The organism is Streptomyces sp. NK08204 (assembly GCF_020400585.1).
In the GTDB taxonomy this organism is placed as follows: Bacteria; Actinomycetota; Actinomycetes; order Streptomycetales; family Streptomycetaceae; genus Streptomyces.
This window is the reverse complement of the sequence record NZ_JAINVF010000006.1, coordinates 192,473-209,803: the sequence shown is the minus strand read 5'-3', so window position 1 is coordinate 209,803 and position 17,331 is coordinate 192,473. Positions and strand designations below refer to the sequence as shown.

General features: G+C 71.6%; 21 protein-coding genes and 1 pseudogene. 7 read left to right on the top strand and 15 right to left on the bottom strand.

The window, feature by feature from the left end:
• Positions 1-24: 24 nt before the first annotated feature.
• The 9 genes and pseudogenes from aspA to K7G59_RS12585 all read right to left on the bottom strand — a co-directional run.
• Positions 25-1,437, bottom strand: coding sequence for an aspartate ammonia-lyase (gene aspA, locus K7G59_RS12625; RefSeq protein WP_225833522.1), 1,413 nt, complete (start codon positions 1,435-1,437; stop codon positions 25-27).
• A 139-nt stretch (positions 1,438-1,576) separates the two neighbouring features.
• Complete coding sequence (locus K7G59_RS12620) at positions 1,577-2,593, bottom strand: asparaginase (protein ID WP_225833519.1); 1,017 nt, start codon at positions 2,591-2,593, stop codon at positions 1,577-1,579.
• Between the two features lie 37 nt (positions 2,594-2,630).
• Positions 2,631-4,079: an amino acid permease gene (locus K7G59_RS12615; RefSeq protein ID WP_225833517.1), complete on the bottom strand. Its 1,449-nt coding sequence runs from the start codon at positions 4,077-4,079 to the stop codon at positions 2,631-2,633.
• Positions 4,072-4,752, bottom strand: coding sequence for a FadR/GntR family transcriptional regulator (locus K7G59_RS12610; RefSeq protein WP_225833797.1), 681 nt, complete (start codon positions 4,750-4,752; stop codon positions 4,072-4,074). Before K7G59_RS12610 ends, K7G59_RS12615 begins: the two co-directional genes overlap by 8 nt.
• Positions 4,753-4,931: 179 nt before the next feature.
• Positions 4,932-5,768: an undecaprenyl-diphosphate phosphatase gene (locus tag K7G59_RS12605; RefSeq protein WP_225833515.1), complete on the bottom strand. Its 837-nt coding sequence runs from the start codon at positions 5,766-5,768 to the stop codon at positions 4,932-4,934.
• A 78-nt stretch (positions 5,769-5,846) separates the two neighbouring features.
• Complete coding sequence (gene crcB / locus K7G59_RS12600; protein ID WP_225833513.1) at positions 5,847-6,221, bottom strand: fluoride efflux transporter CrcB; 375 nt, start codon at positions 6,219-6,221, stop codon at positions 5,847-5,849.
• Complete coding sequence (locus tag K7G59_RS12595; RefSeq protein WP_225833511.1) at positions 6,218-6,610, bottom strand: DUF190 domain-containing protein; 393 nt, start codon at positions 6,608-6,610, stop codon at positions 6,218-6,220. The genes crcB (K7G59_RS12600) and K7G59_RS12595 overlap by 4 nt, the downstream gene beginning before the upstream one ends.
• Positions 6,607-7,068: a fluoride efflux transporter CrcB gene (gene crcB / locus K7G59_RS12590; RefSeq protein ID WP_225833508.1), complete on the bottom strand. Its 462-nt coding sequence runs from the start codon at positions 7,066-7,068 to the stop codon at positions 6,607-6,609. Before crcB (K7G59_RS12590) ends, K7G59_RS12595 begins: the two co-directional genes overlap by 4 nt.
• A gap of 301 nt (positions 7,069-7,369) precedes the next feature.
• Positions 7,370-7,723 (bottom strand): annotated as a pseudogene (locus tag K7G59_RS12585) (Beta-galactosidase C-terminal domain); the annotation flags it as partial.
• A gap of 149 nt (positions 7,724-7,872) precedes the next feature.
• Between K7G59_RS12585 and K7G59_RS34670 the strand changes: the two are divergent.
• The 3 genes from K7G59_RS34670 (at position 7,873) to K7G59_RS12575 (ending at position 9,004) form a co-directional block, all read left to right on the top strand.
• A complete protein-coding gene (locus K7G59_RS34670) occupies positions 7,873-8,007 on the top strand; it encodes a hypothetical protein (protein WP_263976218.1) in 135 nt (44 codons plus the stop codon).
• Between the two features lie 175 nt (positions 8,008-8,182).
• On the top strand, positions 8,183-8,533 hold the full coding sequence (locus tag K7G59_RS12580; RefSeq protein ID WP_225833506.1) for a VOC family protein: 351 nt from the start codon (positions 8,183-8,185) through the stop codon (positions 8,531-8,533).
• A gap of 72 nt (positions 8,534-8,605) precedes the next feature.
• The gene (locus K7G59_RS12575) at positions 8,606-9,004 is read left to right on the top strand and encodes a MarR family winged helix-turn-helix transcriptional regulator (RefSeq protein WP_225833504.1); all 399 of its coding nucleotides are present in this window, start codon (positions 8,606-8,608) and stop codon (positions 9,002-9,004) included.
• On the opposite strand, the gene pqqB is transcribed toward K7G59_RS12575, so the two are convergent.
• The 4 genes from pqqB to K7G59_RS12555 all read right to left on the bottom strand — a co-directional run bounded on the left by pqqB (position 9,001) and on the right by K7G59_RS12555 (position 12,842).
• On the bottom strand, positions 9,001-9,897 hold the full coding sequence (pqqB, locus tag K7G59_RS12570) for a pyrroloquinoline quinone biosynthesis protein PqqB (RefSeq protein ID WP_225833501.1): 897 nt from the start codon (positions 9,895-9,897) through the stop codon (positions 9,001-9,003). The two genes, K7G59_RS12575 and pqqB, sit on opposite strands and share 4 nt — an antisense overlap.
• 57 nt (positions 9,898-9,954) lie before the next feature.
• Positions 9,955-11,067 (bottom strand): hypothetical protein, encoded by a 1,113-nt coding sequence (locus K7G59_RS12565; RefSeq protein WP_225833499.1) that lies wholly within the window; start codon positions 11,065-11,067, stop codon positions 9,955-9,957.
• A gap of 129 nt (positions 11,068-11,196) precedes the next feature.
• The gene (locus K7G59_RS12560) at positions 11,197-11,589 is read right to left on the bottom strand and encodes an SseB family protein (RefSeq protein ID WP_225833497.1); all 393 of its coding nucleotides are present in this window, start codon (positions 11,587-11,589) and stop codon (positions 11,197-11,199) included.
• Positions 11,590-11,873: 284 nt separating this feature from the next.
• Entirely contained in the window at positions 11,874-12,842 is a 969-nt protein-coding gene (locus K7G59_RS12555; protein ID WP_225833495.1) for a pyridoxal-phosphate dependent enzyme, read from the bottom strand.
• Positions 12,843-13,026: 184 nt separating this feature from the next.
• On the opposite strand from K7G59_RS12555, the gene K7G59_RS12550 reads away from it, so the two are divergent.
• Positions 13,027-13,764: a transcriptional regulator gene (locus K7G59_RS12550; protein ID WP_225833493.1), complete on the top strand. Its 738-nt coding sequence runs from the start codon at positions 13,027-13,029 to the stop codon at positions 13,762-13,764.
• Here the strand turns inward: K7G59_RS12550 and K7G59_RS12545 are convergent.
• Positions 13,733-14,122 (bottom strand): VOC family protein, encoded by a 390-nt coding sequence (locus K7G59_RS12545; RefSeq protein ID WP_225833491.1) that lies wholly within the window; start codon positions 14,120-14,122, stop codon positions 13,733-13,735. The two genes, K7G59_RS12550 and K7G59_RS12545, sit on opposite strands and share 32 nt — an antisense overlap.
• A 154-nt stretch (positions 14,123-14,276) precedes the next feature.
• On the opposite strand from K7G59_RS12545, the gene K7G59_RS12540 reads away from it, so the two are divergent.
• The 3 genes from K7G59_RS12540 to K7G59_RS12530 all read left to right on the top strand — a co-directional run bounded on the left by K7G59_RS12540 (position 14,277) and on the right by K7G59_RS12530 (position 16,115).
• The gene (locus tag K7G59_RS12540) at positions 14,277-15,056 is read left to right on the top strand and encodes an SDR family NAD(P)-dependent oxidoreductase (RefSeq protein WP_225833489.1); all 780 of its coding nucleotides are present in this window, start codon (positions 14,277-14,279) and stop codon (positions 15,054-15,056) included.
• Positions 15,057-15,174: 118 nt separating this feature from the next.
• A complete protein-coding gene (locus K7G59_RS12535; protein ID WP_225833487.1) occupies positions 15,175-15,687 on the top strand; it encodes a polyketide cyclase in 513 nt (170 codons plus the stop codon).
• Positions 15,687-16,115: a MarR family winged helix-turn-helix transcriptional regulator gene (locus K7G59_RS12530; RefSeq protein WP_225833486.1), complete on the top strand. Its 429-nt coding sequence runs from the start codon at positions 15,687-15,689 to the stop codon at positions 16,113-16,115. The genes K7G59_RS12535 and K7G59_RS12530 overlap by 1 nt, the downstream gene beginning before the upstream one ends.
• Here the strand turns inward: K7G59_RS12530 and K7G59_RS12525 are convergent.
• A complete protein-coding gene (locus tag K7G59_RS12525; protein WP_225833484.1) occupies positions 16,096-17,061 on the bottom strand; it encodes an aminoglycoside phosphotransferase family protein in 966 nt (321 codons plus the stop codon). The genes K7G59_RS12530 and K7G59_RS12525 overlap by 20 nt on opposite strands.
• Positions 17,062-17,331: the final 270 nt, after the last annotated feature.

Here is a 17,331-nt window from a genome sequence, read left to right as displayed (position 1 = left end):
GCGTGTCCGGGCCGGACCGCCGGGTCAGATCGCCGGCATCGTGCTGCTGCCCGCGAGCACCTCCGGACGGAGCAGACCCGCCAGCCGCTCGGCCGGCAGCAGGCCCTTCTCCAGTACGAGTTCGGCGACGCCCCGGCCGGTGACGAGGGCTTCCCTGGCGATGTCGGTGGCAGCCGTGTACCCGATGTGCGGGTTGAGGGCGGTGACCAGGCCGATGGAGTTCTCCACGGTCGCGCGCAACCGCTCGGTGTTGGCGGTGATGCCGTCGACGCAGCGTTCGGCCAGCGTGACGCAGGCCCTCTCCAGGTGGGTGACCGACTCCGACAGGGAGTGCAGGATGATCGGCTCGAACGCGTTGAGCTGGAGCTGGCCGGCCTCGGCGGCCATGGTGATGGCGACGTCGTTGCCGATCACCTCGAAGGCGACCTGGTTGACGACCTCGGGGATCACCGGGTTGACCTTGCCGGGCATGATGGACGAACCGGCCTGCACGGGCGGCAGGTTGATCTCGCCGAGCCCGGCGCGCGGGCCGGACGACAGCAGGCGCAGGTCGTTGCAGCTCTTGGAGAGCTTGACCGCGATCCGCTTGAGCACGCCGGACATCTGCACGAAGGCACCGCAGTCCTGGGTGGCCTCGACCAGGTTGGCGGCGGTGACCAGCGGCAGTCCGGTGATGCCGGCGAGGTGCCGGCGGACCGCCTCGGTGTATCCGGCGGGGGCGTTGAGGCCCGTACCGATGGCCGTGGCGCCGAGGTTGATCTCGTGGATCAGCTCGACGGCCTCGGCCAGACGGCTGCGGTCCTCCTCGATCATGACGGCGTAGGCGGAGAACTCCTGGCCGAGCGTCATCGGCACGGCGTCCTGCAACTGGGTACGGCCCATCTTGAGCACGTCGCGGAACTCGACGGCCTTGCGGGCGAAGGCGTCCTGAAGGACGGACATCGCCTTGAGCAGGCCGTGCACCGCGAACACCGTCGCGATCTTGACGGCGGTGGGGTACACGTCATTGGTGGACTGGCCGAGGTTGACGTCCTCGTTGGGGTGCAGGAACTCGTACTGCCCCTTCGCGTGGCCGAGCAGCTCCAACGCCCGGTTCGCCAGGACCTCGTTGGCGTTCATGTTGGTGGACGTGCCCGCGCCGCCCTGGATGACGTCCACGACGAACTGGTCGTGCAGCTCGCCGGCGCGGATCTCCCGGCAGGCGGCGACGATGGCAGCGGCCTTCTCCGGTGCCAGCAGGCCGAGTTCCTCGTTGGCGAGGGCGGCGGCCTCCTTGACGGCGGCCAGTGCGTCGATCAGGTGCGGGTAGGCGGAGATCGGGGTGCCGGTGATGGGGAAGTTCTCCGTCGCGCGCAGGGTGTGGATGCCCCAGTACGCGGCGGCGGGTACGTCGCGGTCGCCGAGCAGGTCGTGTTCGCTTCGGGTGGGCGCGGTCATGACGTGCGGGTCCTCTTTCCGAGGTACGAGGTGAGAGCGCCCTGGAGGGGCGCGGGGGTGTCGACATGCGGCTTCCGCCGCGCGGGCGCGTCCCGTTACGGACGGCCCGCAGAGGGAGATCGGCCTGGCCGGAGAAGCGCTACGCGCAAGCCGTCAACGGGACCGGGTCCAGCGCCCGCACCGGACGCACGCACCCCACCGGCTCCCCGCCACCGAGCAGCGGCTCGCCCGCGAAGGCGGTGAGCAGGGCCGGGTCGACGCCGGCCCGGGCCAGGGCCGCCGCGGCCACCGGGACGCGGGCGCGGTCGGCGCCGTCGGCGATCTTGACGGCGATGGCGCGGCCGTCGGGCAGCGCGGCCACCTGGACGCCCTCGAAGCCGTCCTTGGCGAGCAGACCGGGCACGGCCCGCATGAGCGCGGCGACGTCCCGGGCCGAGCCGGAGGCCATCTCGGCGTGCTCGCGCATGGCGTCGGCGACGCGTGCCTCGGGGGTGCCGGGTGCCGCCGTGGTGATGCGGGCGGCGGCGCGGGCGAGACCGTGCAGGGAGATGGCGAACAGCGGGGCGCCGCAGCCGTCCACGGTGACGTGTGCCGCGTGCTGGCCGGTGAGGTCCTCGACGGCCTGGGCGACGGCCTGCTGCAGCGGGTGGGCCGGGTCCAGGTAGTCAGCCAGGGACCAGCCGTTCAGCTGGGCCGTCCACAGCATCGCCGCGTGCTTGCCGGAGCAGTTCTGGGCGAGCCGGTCGGGCAGCCGGCCCTCGCGCACCCAGGTGTCCCGGACGGCGGGGTCGTACGGCATGTCGGGGACGTTGCGCAGGTCGTCCGCGCCGAGCCCGGCGAGTTCGAGGATGCGCCGGGTGCCGGCGAGGTGGCGTTCCTCGCCGGAGTGGCTCGCGGCGGCCAGCGACAGCAGTTCCCCGTCGAGCGGCAGCCCGGAGCGCAGCATGGCCACGGCCTGGACGGGCTTGAGGGCCGAGCGCGGGTAGAACGCGGCCTCGATGTCACCGAGCTGGAACTGGACCTGGCCGTCCGCGCCGAGGACGACGACGGATCCGTAGTGGATGCCCTCGACGACACCGCCGCGTATGAGGTGGGCGACGGGAGCGTGGAGGGGCTCTCGGACGACGGGAGCGTCCGCCGGGGAACTGCTGTACATCACTCTGCCTGCATCGTGGGGTCGGGGGGCACGCGGGTCACGCGTCGGCCCCGGTGGAGGTGCGCGCCGTCCGCCGGCGGATGGCGAACCAACCCGCGGTCAGCGCTGCGACGATCAGCGGCAGGCACAGCACGGTGGTGCGTCCGGCGCCGCCGTCGGCGTACATGAGGACCAGGACGGAGGCGAGGAACGCCAGCGTCACCACTTCGGTCCAGGGGGAACCCGGCAGCCGGTAGGAGGGCCGGGCCAGCTCACCCTTCTGGGTCTTCCGCCAGAAGAGCAGGTGACAGATCATGATCATGCCCCAGGTGGCGAGGATGCCGATCGCCGCGAGGTTCAGGACGATCTCGAAGGCGTCCGCCGGGACGACGTAGTTCAGACCGACACCGAGGACACACATACCGCTGGTCAGCAGGATTCCGCCGTACGGGACCTGACTGCGGCTCATCCGGGCGGTGAACTTCGGTGCCGAACCGCTCATGGCCATGGAGCGCAGGATGCGGCCGGTGGAGTACAGACCGGAGTTCAGCGAGGACATGGCCGCGGTGAGCACGACCAGGTTCATGACGTCACCGGCCGCCGGGATCCCGATGTGGGACAGCACCGTCACGAAGGGGCTCTCGCCGGCGGTGTACTTGTTCCAGGGCAGCAGCATCGACAGCAGGACGACCGAGCCGACGTAGAACAGGCCCACGCGCCACATGATCGAGTTGATGGCCTTCGGCATGATCTTCTCGGGGTTCTCGGTCTCACCGGCAGCGACGCCGACCAGTTCGACGGAGGCGTAGGCGAAGACGACGCCCTGGATGATCAGCAGCATGGGCAGCAGGCCGTTCGGGAAGACGCCGCCGTTGTCGGTGATCAGGGACGGGCCCGGGTGGTGGCCGGCGACCGGGTGCTGGGTGACCAGCAGGAAGATGCCGATGCCCATGAAGACCACCAGCGCGCTGACCTTCACGATCGCGAACCAGAACTCCAGTTCGCCGAAGATCCTGACCGAGATCAGATTGACGGTCAGAACGATCGCCAGGGCGACGAACGCGATCAACCATTGCGGGATGTCGGAGAACATCCCCCAGTAGTGGGTGTAGGTGGCCACCGCCGTGATGTCGGCGATGCCGGTGGTGGCCCAGTTGAGGAAGTACATCCAGCCCGCGGTGTACGCGCCCTTCTCGCCGAGGAACTCACGGGCGTACGACACGAAGGCGCCGGAGGACGGGCGGTACAGCACGAGTTCGCCGAGGGCGCGTACGACCAGGAAGGCGAAGACACCGCAGACGGCGTACGCGACGAACAGGGAGGGCCCGGCGTCGGCGAGCCGGCCGCCCGCGCCGAGGAAGAGACCGGTGCCTATGGCACCGCCGATGGCGATCATGTTGACGTGCCGGGACTTCAGCGACTTGCTGTAGCCGGCGTCTCCGGCGTCGACATGGCCGGCCGAGGGTCGCGTCCGACGCGCCTCGTCTTTGAGGTGCTGCTCACTCACGCCTCTGGCCGCCTTCCGTAGGGGGATCGGTGCGCGCGGGGCGCACGATGTCGGTGAGGGTCGTCTCGACGCGGTCGAGGTGGTGGCTCATGGCCTCGACCGCGTCGTGCTCGGAACCGTCGATCAGCGCCTCGACGATGGCCCGGTGCTCACGGTTGGACTGCTCGCGGCGCCCGCCCAGTTCGTTGAGGAAGGCCGACTGGCGCGCCAGTGCGTCGCGGATCTCCTCGATGACCCGCCGGAAGACGGGATTCTGGGCGGCCTCGGCCACGGCCAGGTGGAAAAGGGTGTCCATCGCGACCCACGCGGTGGTGTCCGTCTCCCGCTCCATGCGGTCGAGGAGGTGGGCCAGGTGGTCCAGGTTCTCGGGGCTGCGACGCACGGCGGCGTACCCGGCGACCGGGATCTCGATGTGGCGGCGCACCTCGAGCAGGTCGCTGGCCGCGTAGTCGCCGAAGGTGGGGTCCTCCACGGCGTTCGCGACGACGAAGGTGCCCTTGCCGGTCCGGGAGACCGTCAGCCCCATCGTCTGCAGCGCACGCAGCGCCTCACGCAGGACGGGCCGGGACACTTCGAGGTTGCGGCAGAGCTCGGCCTCGGAGGGGAGCTTCTCGCCGATCGCGTACTGGCCGCGCTCGATGGCGCCGCGCAGGTGGCCGAGGACCGCTTCCATCGCGCTCACGCGCTGCGGACCCGGGCCACCTGTCTGGCTGTCTGACAGGTTCACGGGAGGATCCTGCGGGTTGCGTAAGGGAACTGTCAAGGCATCGCGCAAGGAAACATTCACGGGATGCGGAGCCTGAATGCAGGCATCCGCACCCCGTGGGTGCTGCGGACGTCGAAGGATCTCGCTCAGCTGTCGAGCGTGCCCGTGGCGAGCAGACCCATCAGGACCACGCCGATGACGATCCGGTACAGCACGAAGGCGTTGAAGGAGTGCTTGGCGACGAACTTCAGCAGCCAGGCGATGGAGGCGTACGCCACCACGAACGACACGAGGGTGCCGACGGCCAGCGGGGCGGCGCCCACACCCGCGCCGAGGGCGTCCTTCAGCTCGTAGATGCCGGCGCCGGTCAGGGCCGGGATGCCGAGGAAGAAGGACAGGCGGGTGGCGGCGACCCGGTCCAGGTCCAGGACGAGCGCGGTCGACATGGTCGCGCCGGAGCGGGAGAAGCCGGGGAAGAGCAGCGCGAGGATCTGCGAACAGCCGACCAGCATCGCGTCCTTGAAGGACGTGTCGTCCTCGCCGCGCTTGTGCCGGCCCATCTGGTCGGCGCACCACATCACGGCCGAGCCGACGATCAGCGAGGCGGCCACCACCCACAGCGAGGCGAGCGGACCGTCGATCAGCGGCTTGGCGGCAAGGCCGACCAGCACGATCGGGATGGTGGCGTAGATGACCCACCAGGCGAACTTGTAGTCGTGGTGGTAGCGCTCCTCGCGGTCGGTCAGACCGCGGAACCAGGCGGAGACGATCCGCTTGATGTCCTTGAAGAAGTACACCAGCACGGCGGCGATCGCGCCGACCTGGATGACGGCCGAGAACCCGACGACGGACTTGTCGTCCACGGGAATGTCCATGAGCCCCTCGGTGATCTTGAGGTGGCCGGTGGAGGACACGGGGAGGAACTCGGTCACCCCCTCGACGACTCCGAGGACGACGGCCTGACCGACGGAGATGGCGCTCATGGGATCCAGTTCTGGGATGAGTTGGACGACACTGCTGTAGACAGTCTTGCTTACTATGCCGGGCCGTACGACAAGCGCCTAGGCCCACAGGGTGTCGGCGAGCGACACCCCGGCGAAGGCCGCAGCCAGCCCCGCCCCCACGCTCGCGACGACGTTGACGGCAGCGTAGAGGCCGGAGCCGGCCTCGGTCAGGCGCAGGGTCTCGTAGGAGAAGGTCGAGTACGTCGTCAGCGCGCCGCACAGGCCGGTGCCGAGCAGGAGCTGGAGACGGGGGTCCGCGGCGCCCGCCGAGGCGGCCCCGGTGAGCAGGCCGAGGACCAGACAGCCGGTGGCGTTCACCACGAAGGTGCCCCAGGGGAAGAGCGAGTCGTGCCGGGCCTGGACCGCGCGGTCGGTGAGGTAACGCAGGGGCGCGCCGACCATGGCCCCGAGGACGACCAACAGCCAGTTCACGACGACTTCTCACCCTCCGGGTCCACGGTGTCCGGGCCTGTGCCCGGGTTCGACGCGCGGCCGGCGTACCGGACGACCTCGCACTCGTCCAGGGTCACGAGACCCTCGCCGACCAGTTCGTCCAGCTGCGGCAGGAACGCCCGGACGCGTTCCTCGGTGTCCACGACGACCACCGCGACGGGCAGGTCCTCGCTCAGGGAGAGCAGACGGGAGGTGTGGATGCGGGAGGAGGCGCCGAAGCCCTCGACGCCCCGGAACACGCTGGCCCCGGCGAGCCCTGCGGCGTGCGCTCGGTGCACGATCTCCGAGTACAGGGGCTTGTGGTGCCAGGTGTCGTCCTCGCCGATGTACACGGTGAGCCGCAGGGCCCGGCCGGTGAGTGAGGTCATCGTTGCCTCCGGGTGAGCACGAGGCGGGCGGCGGCCGAGGCCAGCCACACCGCAGCGAGCGCCGCGAGCAGGGTCGCGGCGAGGTAGGCGAGCGCCGTGCGGGGATGCCCGGCGTCGGCGAGTCTGCGGATGTCGACGGCGTAGGTGGAGAAGGTGGTGAATCCGCCGAGCACTCCCGTGCCGAAGAACGGGCGCACCAGCCGGTGGGCGGCCCACACGTCGGTGATGAGCACCATGAAGACGCCGATCACCGCACAGCCGATGACATTGATCAAGAAGGTCGCCCAGGGGAAGGCGCCGGCCGGTGTGGGCCATGCGAGCGTCGTCGCGTAGCGGGCCGTGGCGCCGAGGGCACCGCCGGCGGCGACCACCGCGACGACGGGGGCCTGGGTGCGCCACTCGGACCGCCGCGCCGGTGCGGGGCGGACGCGTACGCTCTCGGCTTCCGGGGCTGTCATGCTCGTACGTCTCCTGTTCGGCCCTGCCCCGACGGGTGATCGGCGGATCATCGACGGATGATCACGGCCGGGAACCAGGGTACCGCCGTGCGCCCCCGCTCTCGCAGGCGCGGGCGCTCGTGGAGGAGCGGGAGCTCCGTGGAGTGTTCACCAGCCCTTCTCGCACATCCGGGCCACTTCGGCGAGTGGATCTCGCCGCGCCGGTCGCGGGGGCGCGGGGGATCCGCCAGTGGCGCGGAGGAGAAACGAGAACCCCTCCGCCCGCGGCTGTCATGGCTCGCACGGACGGAGGGGAGCCGGCTCAGCCGTCGAGTCGTACGACCCGCACGGCCCCCGCCGGGACCGCCAGACAGCCCGCGGCGCGCCCACCCGTCAGCAGTTCGGTACCGGGCCCGTCCAGCGGCACCTCGGCGTCGGCGGCGGTGTGGTTGATCGCGAAGAGGAAGGTGCCCGACTCGTCGGCGCGGCGCACGGTGCCCTCGCCGTGGGTGTGCCGGGTGACGGCCGGGCGGCCCGCGGTGAGCCCGTCGGCGTACGTCCCCACGCTCTCGGCGCCGCGCGGCGCCACGAACTCGGCCCCCACCTCGCCGGTCAGCTCGGCGCCGTCCGGCCCGGTCAGGCGGACCCGCTCGTCCTTCAGCAGCGGCGAGAACTCCTACTGGTCGTTGGTGACGAGGTCGACCTCGCGGCCCCAGGCCCCAGGCCCCAGTAGTCCATCGAGTCGCACTGGCTGAGGGCGGTCATGAAGTTGGTCGTCACCGGCATGCCCGGGCGGCTGCGACCGACATCACCCTGCCGTCGTCCATGACGGACGTCTGGCACCTCCCGGAGCCGGCGGGCCCGGCCCTGGCCGGGCTGGCGATCGCGGTGGCCGGCGCGCTCGTCCCCGCGAGGCGCGCGGCCCGCCTGACCGTCGCAGAGGTGCCGCACAGCGAGTAGGGCCAGAAGGAGACAAACAGGATCGGAAGGTCGAGCACAGCAAACGGGACGGGCAGGAGACGTGGCCCGTCACCGCAACCGGTCAGGATCGAAGAAGCGGCGGCGGGTTCGCCCGTCCTAGCGTGAGAGCACCGACGGAGCCCCGTCGTCCCCGTGTCACGAAGGAGTGAGTGTCATGACCGCCGGCCTGCAGACGATCATCTACCCGGTCAAGGATCCGGCCCGGGCGAAGGCCCTGTTCACCGCGCTGCTGGGGGTCGAGCCGTTCGTCGACGAGCCGTACTACATCGGTTTCAAGGCCGCCGGGCAGGACGTCGGACTCGACCCCCACGGGCACGCGCAGGGTCTGACCGGGCCGGTGCCGTTCTGGCACGTCACCGACCTGCGGGAGCGGCTGGCGGCCCTGGTGGAGGGGGGCGCCGAGCTGCTCCAGGACGTCCGGGACGTCGGCAACGGCCGCCTGATCGCCTCGGTGCAGGACCCCGACGGCAACCTGATCGGGCTGCTCCAGGACCCGGTCTCCTGAGCCCCGGGCGACTGCTCGCACCAGACTAGTTGCACTCTCAACGAATGGCCCGATCGGTGCTACGGTGCGGGTATGGCAGTCAAGACGGCCGACGCCCGGCTCGAAGAACGGTGGCGGGACATCCTGGCGGTGCACGCGCGCACGATGTGCGAGATCGACCGCGCGCTGCACCCGCACGGGCTGGGCGCGAGCGACTTCGAGGTGCTCGACATCCTGGCCGCCGAGTCGCCCGAGGAGGGTGACCACTGCCGGGTGCAGAATCTGGTCGGCCAGGTCCATCTGAGCCAGAGCGCCCTGTCCCGGCTGATCGGACGGCTGGAGAAGGACGGCCTCGTCGAGCGCTCGGTGTGCGCGGAGGACCGGCGCGGGGTGTGGGTCGCGCTCACCCCCAAGGGCCGCCGGCTGCACGCCGAGGTGCTGCCGCTGCAGCGGGCGGTGCTGGAGCGCATGCTGGCCGGGCAGGACCGCTAGAGCGTCAGCTCGGCCCCGTCCGGCAGCACCTCGACCCCCCGCTCGGCCACCTGCGCGCGCGCCGGTGAGGCGGGGTCGAGCAGGGGGTTGGTGCTGCCGAGGTGGGTGTAGATCCGGCGTGGGCCGAGATGGCGGGCCAGGGCCTCCAGTGAGCCCTGGGGGCCGGTGACCGGAAGATGTTCCGCGAATGCCGGTGCGCCGCCGGGCCGCGCCGCCGGGCCCGTCTCGTCGGCCGTGAAGAAGGTGCCGTCCAGCAGCACGCAGTCGGCCCCGGAGCACAGTTCGTCCAGAACGGGGCTCCACGCGCCGACGCTCGGCGCGTACACCAGCACTCCGCCGGTCGCCAGGTCCTCGACGCGGTACGCCGTCACCCAGGGGCCGCCGGACGCGGGCGTCTGCACCGGCACGCGCCTCGGGATCCTGCTGTCCACCGGGTGAGCCGTCACGACCAGGCCGCCGGCCAGCACGAACCCGCCGTCGGCCAGGCTGTCGGCCCACTCCCAGGGGGCGTACCGGTCCAGGGCGGCGCGCATGGGGGTGAGTACGGCGCGGACCGGTGGCGCCGCGTAGGCCTTCAGGCCCTCGGCCCCGCGCAGCGTGCTCAGGCCGGCGACATGGTCCGGCTCGGCGTCGGTGAGCAGCACACCGCGCAGCGGGGTGGCCCCGGGCGCCGGGCCGGGCCACAGGGCGGGGGTGGCGGTGAGCTGGGCCCGCAGGTCGGGCGAGGCGTTCAGCAGCCACCAGTCGCGGCCGTTGCCGGTGACGGCGGCGCACTCCTGGGTTCGGGAGGGCAGCTTGCCGTCCCGGGCGGCGGCGCACTGTACGCAGCCGCAGTTCCACTGCGGGAAGCCGCCCCCGGCGGCGGTGCCCAGCAGGACGACCCTCACGGCCATCGGACCTTTCGCTCGATCGGCGGTCTCCGCTGGGATCTTCCCTCCCCGGGTGGATGACTACCCGGCGGTGGGGGGCAGTTCCGGCCGACCTTGGCCGGGTCGCCGGTCCACGGGGCGCAGGGGCGGGATGGACTCGCCGGGGAAGTCGCGGGGCCCGGTCCACAGGGCGGGTACGGCGTCGCAGCGGCGGCACAGCTCGTAGGCGACGGCCTCGTAGTTGACCCGCCAGCCGTGGAAGTGCGGCCAGGCCTCCTTGGTGCCGCGTTCGGCCCGGAACCCGGTTGTCTCCAGCATCCTCACGGCGGCCTCGAACTCGTCGAAGGTCAGCTGGATCGGGGTGTCCGGGGCCGGGTCGCTGTCGGCGGGGGCGCGCACGGAGAGGGCGATGTCGCGCAGGGCGGTGAACCCGGCGCGCAGCACCAGCCGGGCCTCCGGCGGGGCGGTGCGCGGGTTGAGCGCGAGCTGCAGGGCCGCCGCGTCCATGACGGCGACCAGACCGACCAGCCAGCTGCGGTAGGGGCGGGGGGAGCGGAACGCCAGCAGGACCGGGTACGTGGCGTGGCTCTCTCCCATGTCAGCGGCGAGCCGCTCCCAGGCGCGGTACAGATCGGGCAGCGCGGTCTCGGTGTCGACCAGCCACTGCCGGGCGAGGATCTCCGGGCCCCAGGCGGGCTCGCCGGCCCGGGACTGGAGCAGGGTGACCTCCAGCTCGCGCCGGTTGTACGCGGCGTAGAGCGTGGGCAGGTAGGCGATCTGCAGGGCGATGACGACGGGGCCGGTGGCCGCGGCCGCGAAGTCGAGCGCGGACAGGCGCAGCCGGCCGCCGCCGGCGAAGCCGAGGGTGAAGAGGCTGGAGCCGGCCTCCCGGAACGCGGTGCTCCAGGACAGCGGGGACACCGCGTGGAGCACCAGTCCGAAGCCGGCGAAGGCCCCGCCGAGCCAGAACGCGAGCATGCCGATCAGCATGAGCGGGGCGAGCCAGGTCTGCGCGCGGTCGATGGCCGGGTAGCCGCCCCGGCTCGCGGCGATGCACAGCACCCTGCGCAGGCCCCACCACAGCCGGTACACCAGCCCGGAGTACAGGCCCCGGGGCACCACGAGGGTGCGCACGATGCTGCGCAGGACCAGCAGGAGGACCAGTGCCCCCGCCGCGCCGGAGATCCATTTCATGGGCCCATTCTGTCCCGCGGGCCTGGACAGGGCCGCGCGTTGCGGACGGAACGGGCGCAGACCGGCGCCGCTCGTCCCTCACCGTGCCCCGGCGTGCCCCGTCGTCCGGCCGCACGACGGGCCGACGGGTCAGCGTGCGAGGAGTGTGCGCACCCCCTGCGAGGTGAGCGTCAGCCCGTGTGCGGAACTGCCGTCGATGGTGAGCGAAAGGTCCTCTTCGGGCCACTGCGAGGCGAGCGCGCCGAGCGGCACCAGGCGGTAGCGCGAGACGAACGGGAGCAGCTCGGTCATCGCGCCTTCCGTGGTGAAGACGGGGACGACCAGATCCCCGCCGGGCTGTTCGAGAACGGGCAGGGCGAGCGTCGAGGAGTCGGCGTCGTCGATCGCGTCGTCCGGCACCGGGACCAGTACGTCACTGTGCGCGAGGGTGTCCAGGGCGGCCTCGTCCTCGGCGTTCGCGGCCAACGCGTCCAGCGCCTGCGAGGCCGGCGTCGGAAGGTCGTCGTGTGCGGGTGTCTCCATGGCAGATCCCCAGGTCGCTGCGTTCGTACGGTCACCCGGACGGGGGTCCGCCCAGGTGCTCCCGCCTCGCGTACCCGTTGGGATCGGGGACATGCGCGCGAATCGGCGGGAGGTCCGGGACCGGACGGTGCGTCCGGCGCGGGCACAGGGCGCCGCGCCGTCGCGGTGGCGGACTCCCACCCGTCGGCCGGCCGCCAGAGTCGCCGGTTCGGGGAGGTGACATGGGTGCAGCGCGATGCCGGCGGGGGGCCGGCCGGGAAGCCGCGCCCGCCGCCCGTGAATCGTCAGCCGGCCATGATCTGGGCGAACCGCTCGGCGCTCACGTTTCCGCCGGAAAGGATCACGCCGACACGGCGCGGGAGAGGATCGACGCGGTGGGCCAGCAGGGCGGCCAGGGCGCTGGCGCCACTCGGCTCCAGGACCGTCTTCAGCCGTTCGAAGGCGAACCGCATCGCCTCCCTGATCTGGTCGTCGCTGACGAGGGAGATCCCGTCCAGCAAGCGCCTGTTGATGGAGAAGGTCAGCTCTCCGGGGGTGTCCAGGGCCTGGCCGTCGGCGATGGTGCGGGGTACGGGGATCGACACCCGGTGGCCCGCGTCCAGGGACCTCTTGGTGTCGTCCCCGGCTTCCGGTTCGACACCCACGACACGGATGTCCGGCAGCAGCCCCTTGGCGGCGACCGCACTGCCCGCGGCCAGCCCACCGCCTCCGACGGGCACGACCAGCGCGTCCAACTGTCCTGCTTCCTCGATGAGTTCGAGTGCGGCGGTGCCCTGCCCGGCGATGACATGCGGATGCTCGTACGGCGGGATCAGGGTGAGCCCCCGTTCGGCGGCGAGCGCCTCGGCGATCGCGGCCCGGTCGCCCGTGTAGCGGTCGTAGGTGACGATCTCGGCGCCGTAGCCGACGGTCGCCTCCAGCTTCGAGCGCGGGGCGTCCTGCGGCATCACGATCACGGCGGTGGTGCTCAGTTCCCGTGCGGCGAGGGCGACGGCCTGCGCGTGATTGCCGGAGGAGTAGGCGGCGATGCCCTTGGCCAGTTGCCCGGCGGACAGCCGGGAGGCGGCGTGGTAGGCGCCGCGGAACTTGAAGGCACCCATGCGCTGCAGGTTCTCGCACTTGATGTGCACCTCGGCGCCGACGAGTTCGTCCAGGGTGCGCGAACGCAGGACCGGGGTGCGGTGGGCGACGCCCTTGATCCGCTCCGCGGCCTCCTGGACGTCTTGCAGCGTGACGGGCTGACGGTCGGGCATGTGCGTTCTCCGTTCTGAGACACCCACCGGGATCTGGAATCATTGTCTAACATGTAGACGAGAAGTCCAGAGATCGGGGTTCTCCGCGACCGAGCAGCCCCGGATGCCGTGACCGGGCAACCCGGATCCCGTGACCGAGCAGCCCCGGATGCCGTGGCCGGGCCACCGAAGAGGAAGTGAGCGCATGGCGGACGCACAGGTGGGGGCGCCGGCCCGGAGCGCCGAGCAGGATGCAGTCATCGCCGCACTCATGCCGGTGATCGACGGAATCGCCGCGACCTTCGGCTCCTGCTGCGAGGTGGTGATCCACGACTTCCGGCGGCCGGAGAACTCGATCGTCGCGCTCGCCGGGTCGGTCACCGGCCGCGGCGTGGGCGGGTCGATGAGCGAGATCGGCATGCGACTGCTGGCGCGCGGCGACGAGGCGGGCGACGAGCTGAACTACCTCACCCGCACCCGGGACGGGAGGCTGGTCAAGGCCTCCACCATGCTGCTGCGGGATTCCCGGGGGACGGTGTTCGGTGCCCTGTGCGTCAATCTCGACGTGACCGCCATCAGCCAAGTGCACACGCTGGTGGGCGAGTTGGCGGGGATCACCGGATCCCCGGCCGCCCTGCCCACCACGACGTTCGGGGACGACGTGGGCGCCGTCGTGGCCGCGATCGTCGACGCCCGCGAGCTGAGCGGCGCCAGGACCTGGGCCCACCTCGGCCGGGACGAACGGCTGGAGCTGTTCCGGGACCTCGACCGGCGTGGTGTGTTCGCCGTGCGCGGCGCGGTCCAGCAGGTCGCCACCCGGCTCGGCATCTCACGGGCCTCGGCCTACAACTACCTCGCGGCAGCGCGGGAGACGGACGAGAAGCCGGGTGGCGACGGTGCGGGATCAGGGCTCAGGCGGGCCAGCCGCCGTACGGCACGGTGATCAGTTCCATGGCGTGACCCGCCGGGTCCATGAAGTACACGCCACGACCGCCGTCGTTGTGGTTGATCTCGTTCGGGTGCCGCATGTGCGGGTCGGCATAGTGCTCGATGCCGCGCTCCTTGATCCGCGTGTACGCCGCGTCGAACTCCTCTTCGGAGACCAGGAAGGCGTAGTGCTGCGGGGTGATCTTCTCCTCGGGGATCGTGGCGAAGTCCAGCGTCACACCGTTGCTCAGGGACACCGCGACGAACGGCCCCCACTCCCCCGCGATCTCCAGGTCCAGCAGTTCCGCGAAGAACTCGGCGGATTCGCGCTTGTCCCGGGAGTGGACGATCGTGTGATTCAACTCGACTGACAAGGAATGCCTCCAGGGGGCATGTCCAAGCACCTCCATGCCTCACCCGGCCGGTGACCGGCACGCGATGCCGAACACTTATTCTAGACGCAGGGTCGCGGGATGATCCACACCACCGGGCTGCCCCGGCCACGGGCGGGCGGCCTAGGGTGCGGACATGACATCCAGGACGTACCTCAGCGAACTCTTCTCACTCGACGGCCGGGTGGCCGTAGTCACCGGCGGCAGTTCGGGCATCGGCCGGGCCATCGCCGGGGCTCTCGCGCGGGCGGGGGCCGGCGTCGTGGTCGTGGCCCGCAGAGAGCCGGAACTTCGGGAAACGGTCGACGAGTTGACGGCGGACGGCTGCCGGGCGGCCTGGGTGAGCGCCGACCTGGGTACGCGCGCCGGGGTGCGCGCGGCGGCGGAGCGGGCCGCCGGCGCGTTCGGAGAGCCCGACATCCTCGTCAACGCCGCCGGGATCAACCTGCGTCCGCCGATGGGCGAGCTGGGCGAGGACGTGTGGGACGCCACCATGGCGGTGAACCTGGAGGCACCCCATCTGCTGGGACAGCGGTTCGGCCCCGGTATGGCCGAACGGGGATTCGGGCGGATCATCCACATCACCTCCCAGCAGGCGCACCGGGCGTTCGTCAACAGCGGCGCCTACGGCGTCTCCAAGGGGGCGCTGGAGTCACTGGCCCGTTCACAGGCCGAGGCATGGTCGCCGTACGGCGTCACCTGCAACACGCTCGTGCCGGGATTCGTCATGACGCCGCTCAACGCGCGCCTGGCGTCCGACCCGGAGAAGGTGGCGGCACTCGCCGCGCGCACCATGGTCGGGCGCAACGGTCTGGCCGAGGACTTCGCGGGCGCCGCGGTCTTCCTGGCGAGCCGCGCCTCCGCCTACGTCACCGGCCAGGCGCTCTTCGTCGACGGCGGGTTCTCCGTGCACTGAGCCCGCCACCGACGGGGCGAGTCATCGCCGCCTGGACATATGATCTGCGCACAGATAATCTCCACGCAGTTGATCGGCGGAGTCGCCGTCGATCAGCGACAAGCGCAGGGGGAACCACATGTGGACGTACGAGCACAGTCTTGACACCGAGGCCGCCCCGGAGGCGATCTGGCGTCTGTGGGCCGATGTCGGGAACTGGGGGGCATGGAACGCCGACATCCGGAGCATCCGCTTCGACGGGCCCTTCGCCGCCGGGGCCGAGATCGTGATGAACCCGGACGGAGAGGAGCCGGTGCACCTCGTCGTCACCGAGACCGTGCCGGGTGAACTCTTCGTGGACGAGGCCCGGTTCGGCGGCATGGTCCTGCGGACGACGCACCGGATCGACCGGGATGGGTCCGGGCGGGGCGGGTCCGGGCGGTGCGGGTCCGGCCGGGGCGGGTCCAGCCGGGGCGGGTCCGGCCGGGGCGGGTCCGGCCGGGGCAAGGGTGAGGGCACCCGGATCCGGGTGACGTACCGGATGGAGATCACCGGCGAGGGCGCGGACGAGTTCGGCCCGAAGATCGGTCCGGCCGTCACCGAGGACTGGCCCGAGACCATGGCGGCCCTGGTCGAGGCGGCGCGCCGCTGATGGCTCTCGATCCCGACAGCAGCCCCGGGTTCCTGCTCTGGCACGCCACCCTGCGCTGGCAGCGGGACATCACCGCGGCCCTGGCCCCCCTGGGGCTGACCCATGTCCAGTTCGTGCTGCTCGCCTGCGCCTGGTGGCTCAACACCCAGGGAGAGCACCCCCGTCAGCTGGCGCTGGCCCGCCAGGCCGGTACGGACGTCAAGATGACGTCACAGGTGCTGCGCACCCTGGAGGGCAAGGGGCTCATCGAGCGCGAGGTCGACCCCTCCGACACCCGCGCCAAGCGGCTGCGCGTCACCGCCGCCGGCGCCGAACTGGCCCCACGCGCGATCGCCGCCGTGGAGGAGGTCGACGCACGCTTCTTCCCTCCAGGGGTGCGGGACGAGGCCGTCGCCGTGCTGCGCCGCCTCACCGCGCCCGGTTCCTGAGTGCCGGGGCGTTCCGAGCGCCCTCCACGAGCAGGTCCGCCAGCCCGTCAGCGAACTGGGTGAGCCGGTCCAGCGGCGGTCCGCTGCGGGCTCTGCGGAACCCGTGGCGGCGGCCCCAGAACGCGGCTCGGACGGCGTGGAACTGGGCCCAGCGCCACACGCGTACGCGATCGAGCTCCGCGGCCCCGGCGAAGACGTCCAGGACGCGGTGGACGGCCATGCGCATGTCGTCCGCCGCGAGGAGGGTGAATGCGCGTGACATGAGCAGTGTGCCGGCGTCGTAGGCCGGGTCTCCTGCACGGCCCTTGGGGTCGACGGCCAGCCATGGTTCACGGTCGGCGCGCAGGATGTTCCTGGCGTGGAGATCGCCGTGGACGAGGAGGTCCGGCTGGGCACGTCCCAGCTCCCGGACAGTCGCCAGGGCGGCGTCCACGGCGCGACGCGACATGGTGTGCGTGAGTTCCCCGGCGTCCTTGCGCAACTGCTCCTCCCAGGCATCGGCCTCGTCCCGGAGCCGGGGCAGGCCGGGCGGTGCTGGGACGGCCAGCCGGCGACTGAGGCGGGCCGCGACCGTCACCACCTCGTCGCCGTCCTCGACCTCCGCCAGGGTCGATGTCCGGCCTCGCTCCAGCAGCATCGCGAAACGCTCGTCGTCGCGCTCGTGCAGCAGGACGGCTCCGCGTCCGCCCCAGGCGGTGAAGGCGTCCGGCTCATGGACATTGCCGGGATGGGGAAACGACACCTTCAGCACGGCGGCCACGCCCTCCCGCCGTCGCACCGGGACGATGAGCCCGACGCCCCCGTGCATGACCCCACCGTCCGGAACACATCCCCAGCTGCCCAGCAACTCCTCGACGATCGACGGCAGTTCGGCGAGCCAGGCCGATCCGGGCTCTCCTTCACGCTCGACCGTGCAGCGTACGAACGTCTCGGGTACCTCGATCATTCGGGCACCCTACTCACCGTCTCCACCAAACATCACAGGCCCCGGGACCCCGGCCGTTCCCGGGGCCGTTCCGCGCGCCTCCATACCCTGGACGCCGCGGGCCACGCGATGCGCCGACCGGCCGCCGCCCGTACCTCGAGGGCGGCGAAGTCCTCGTCGTCGTACCCAGTCCCGAGCGCGGATGCCGCGGATCGCGGAGCGCGGAGCGCGGAGCGCGGACACACGATGTGCCGCTGGGAGCGCGGTCCACACCGCGTCGGTGAGGGTGAT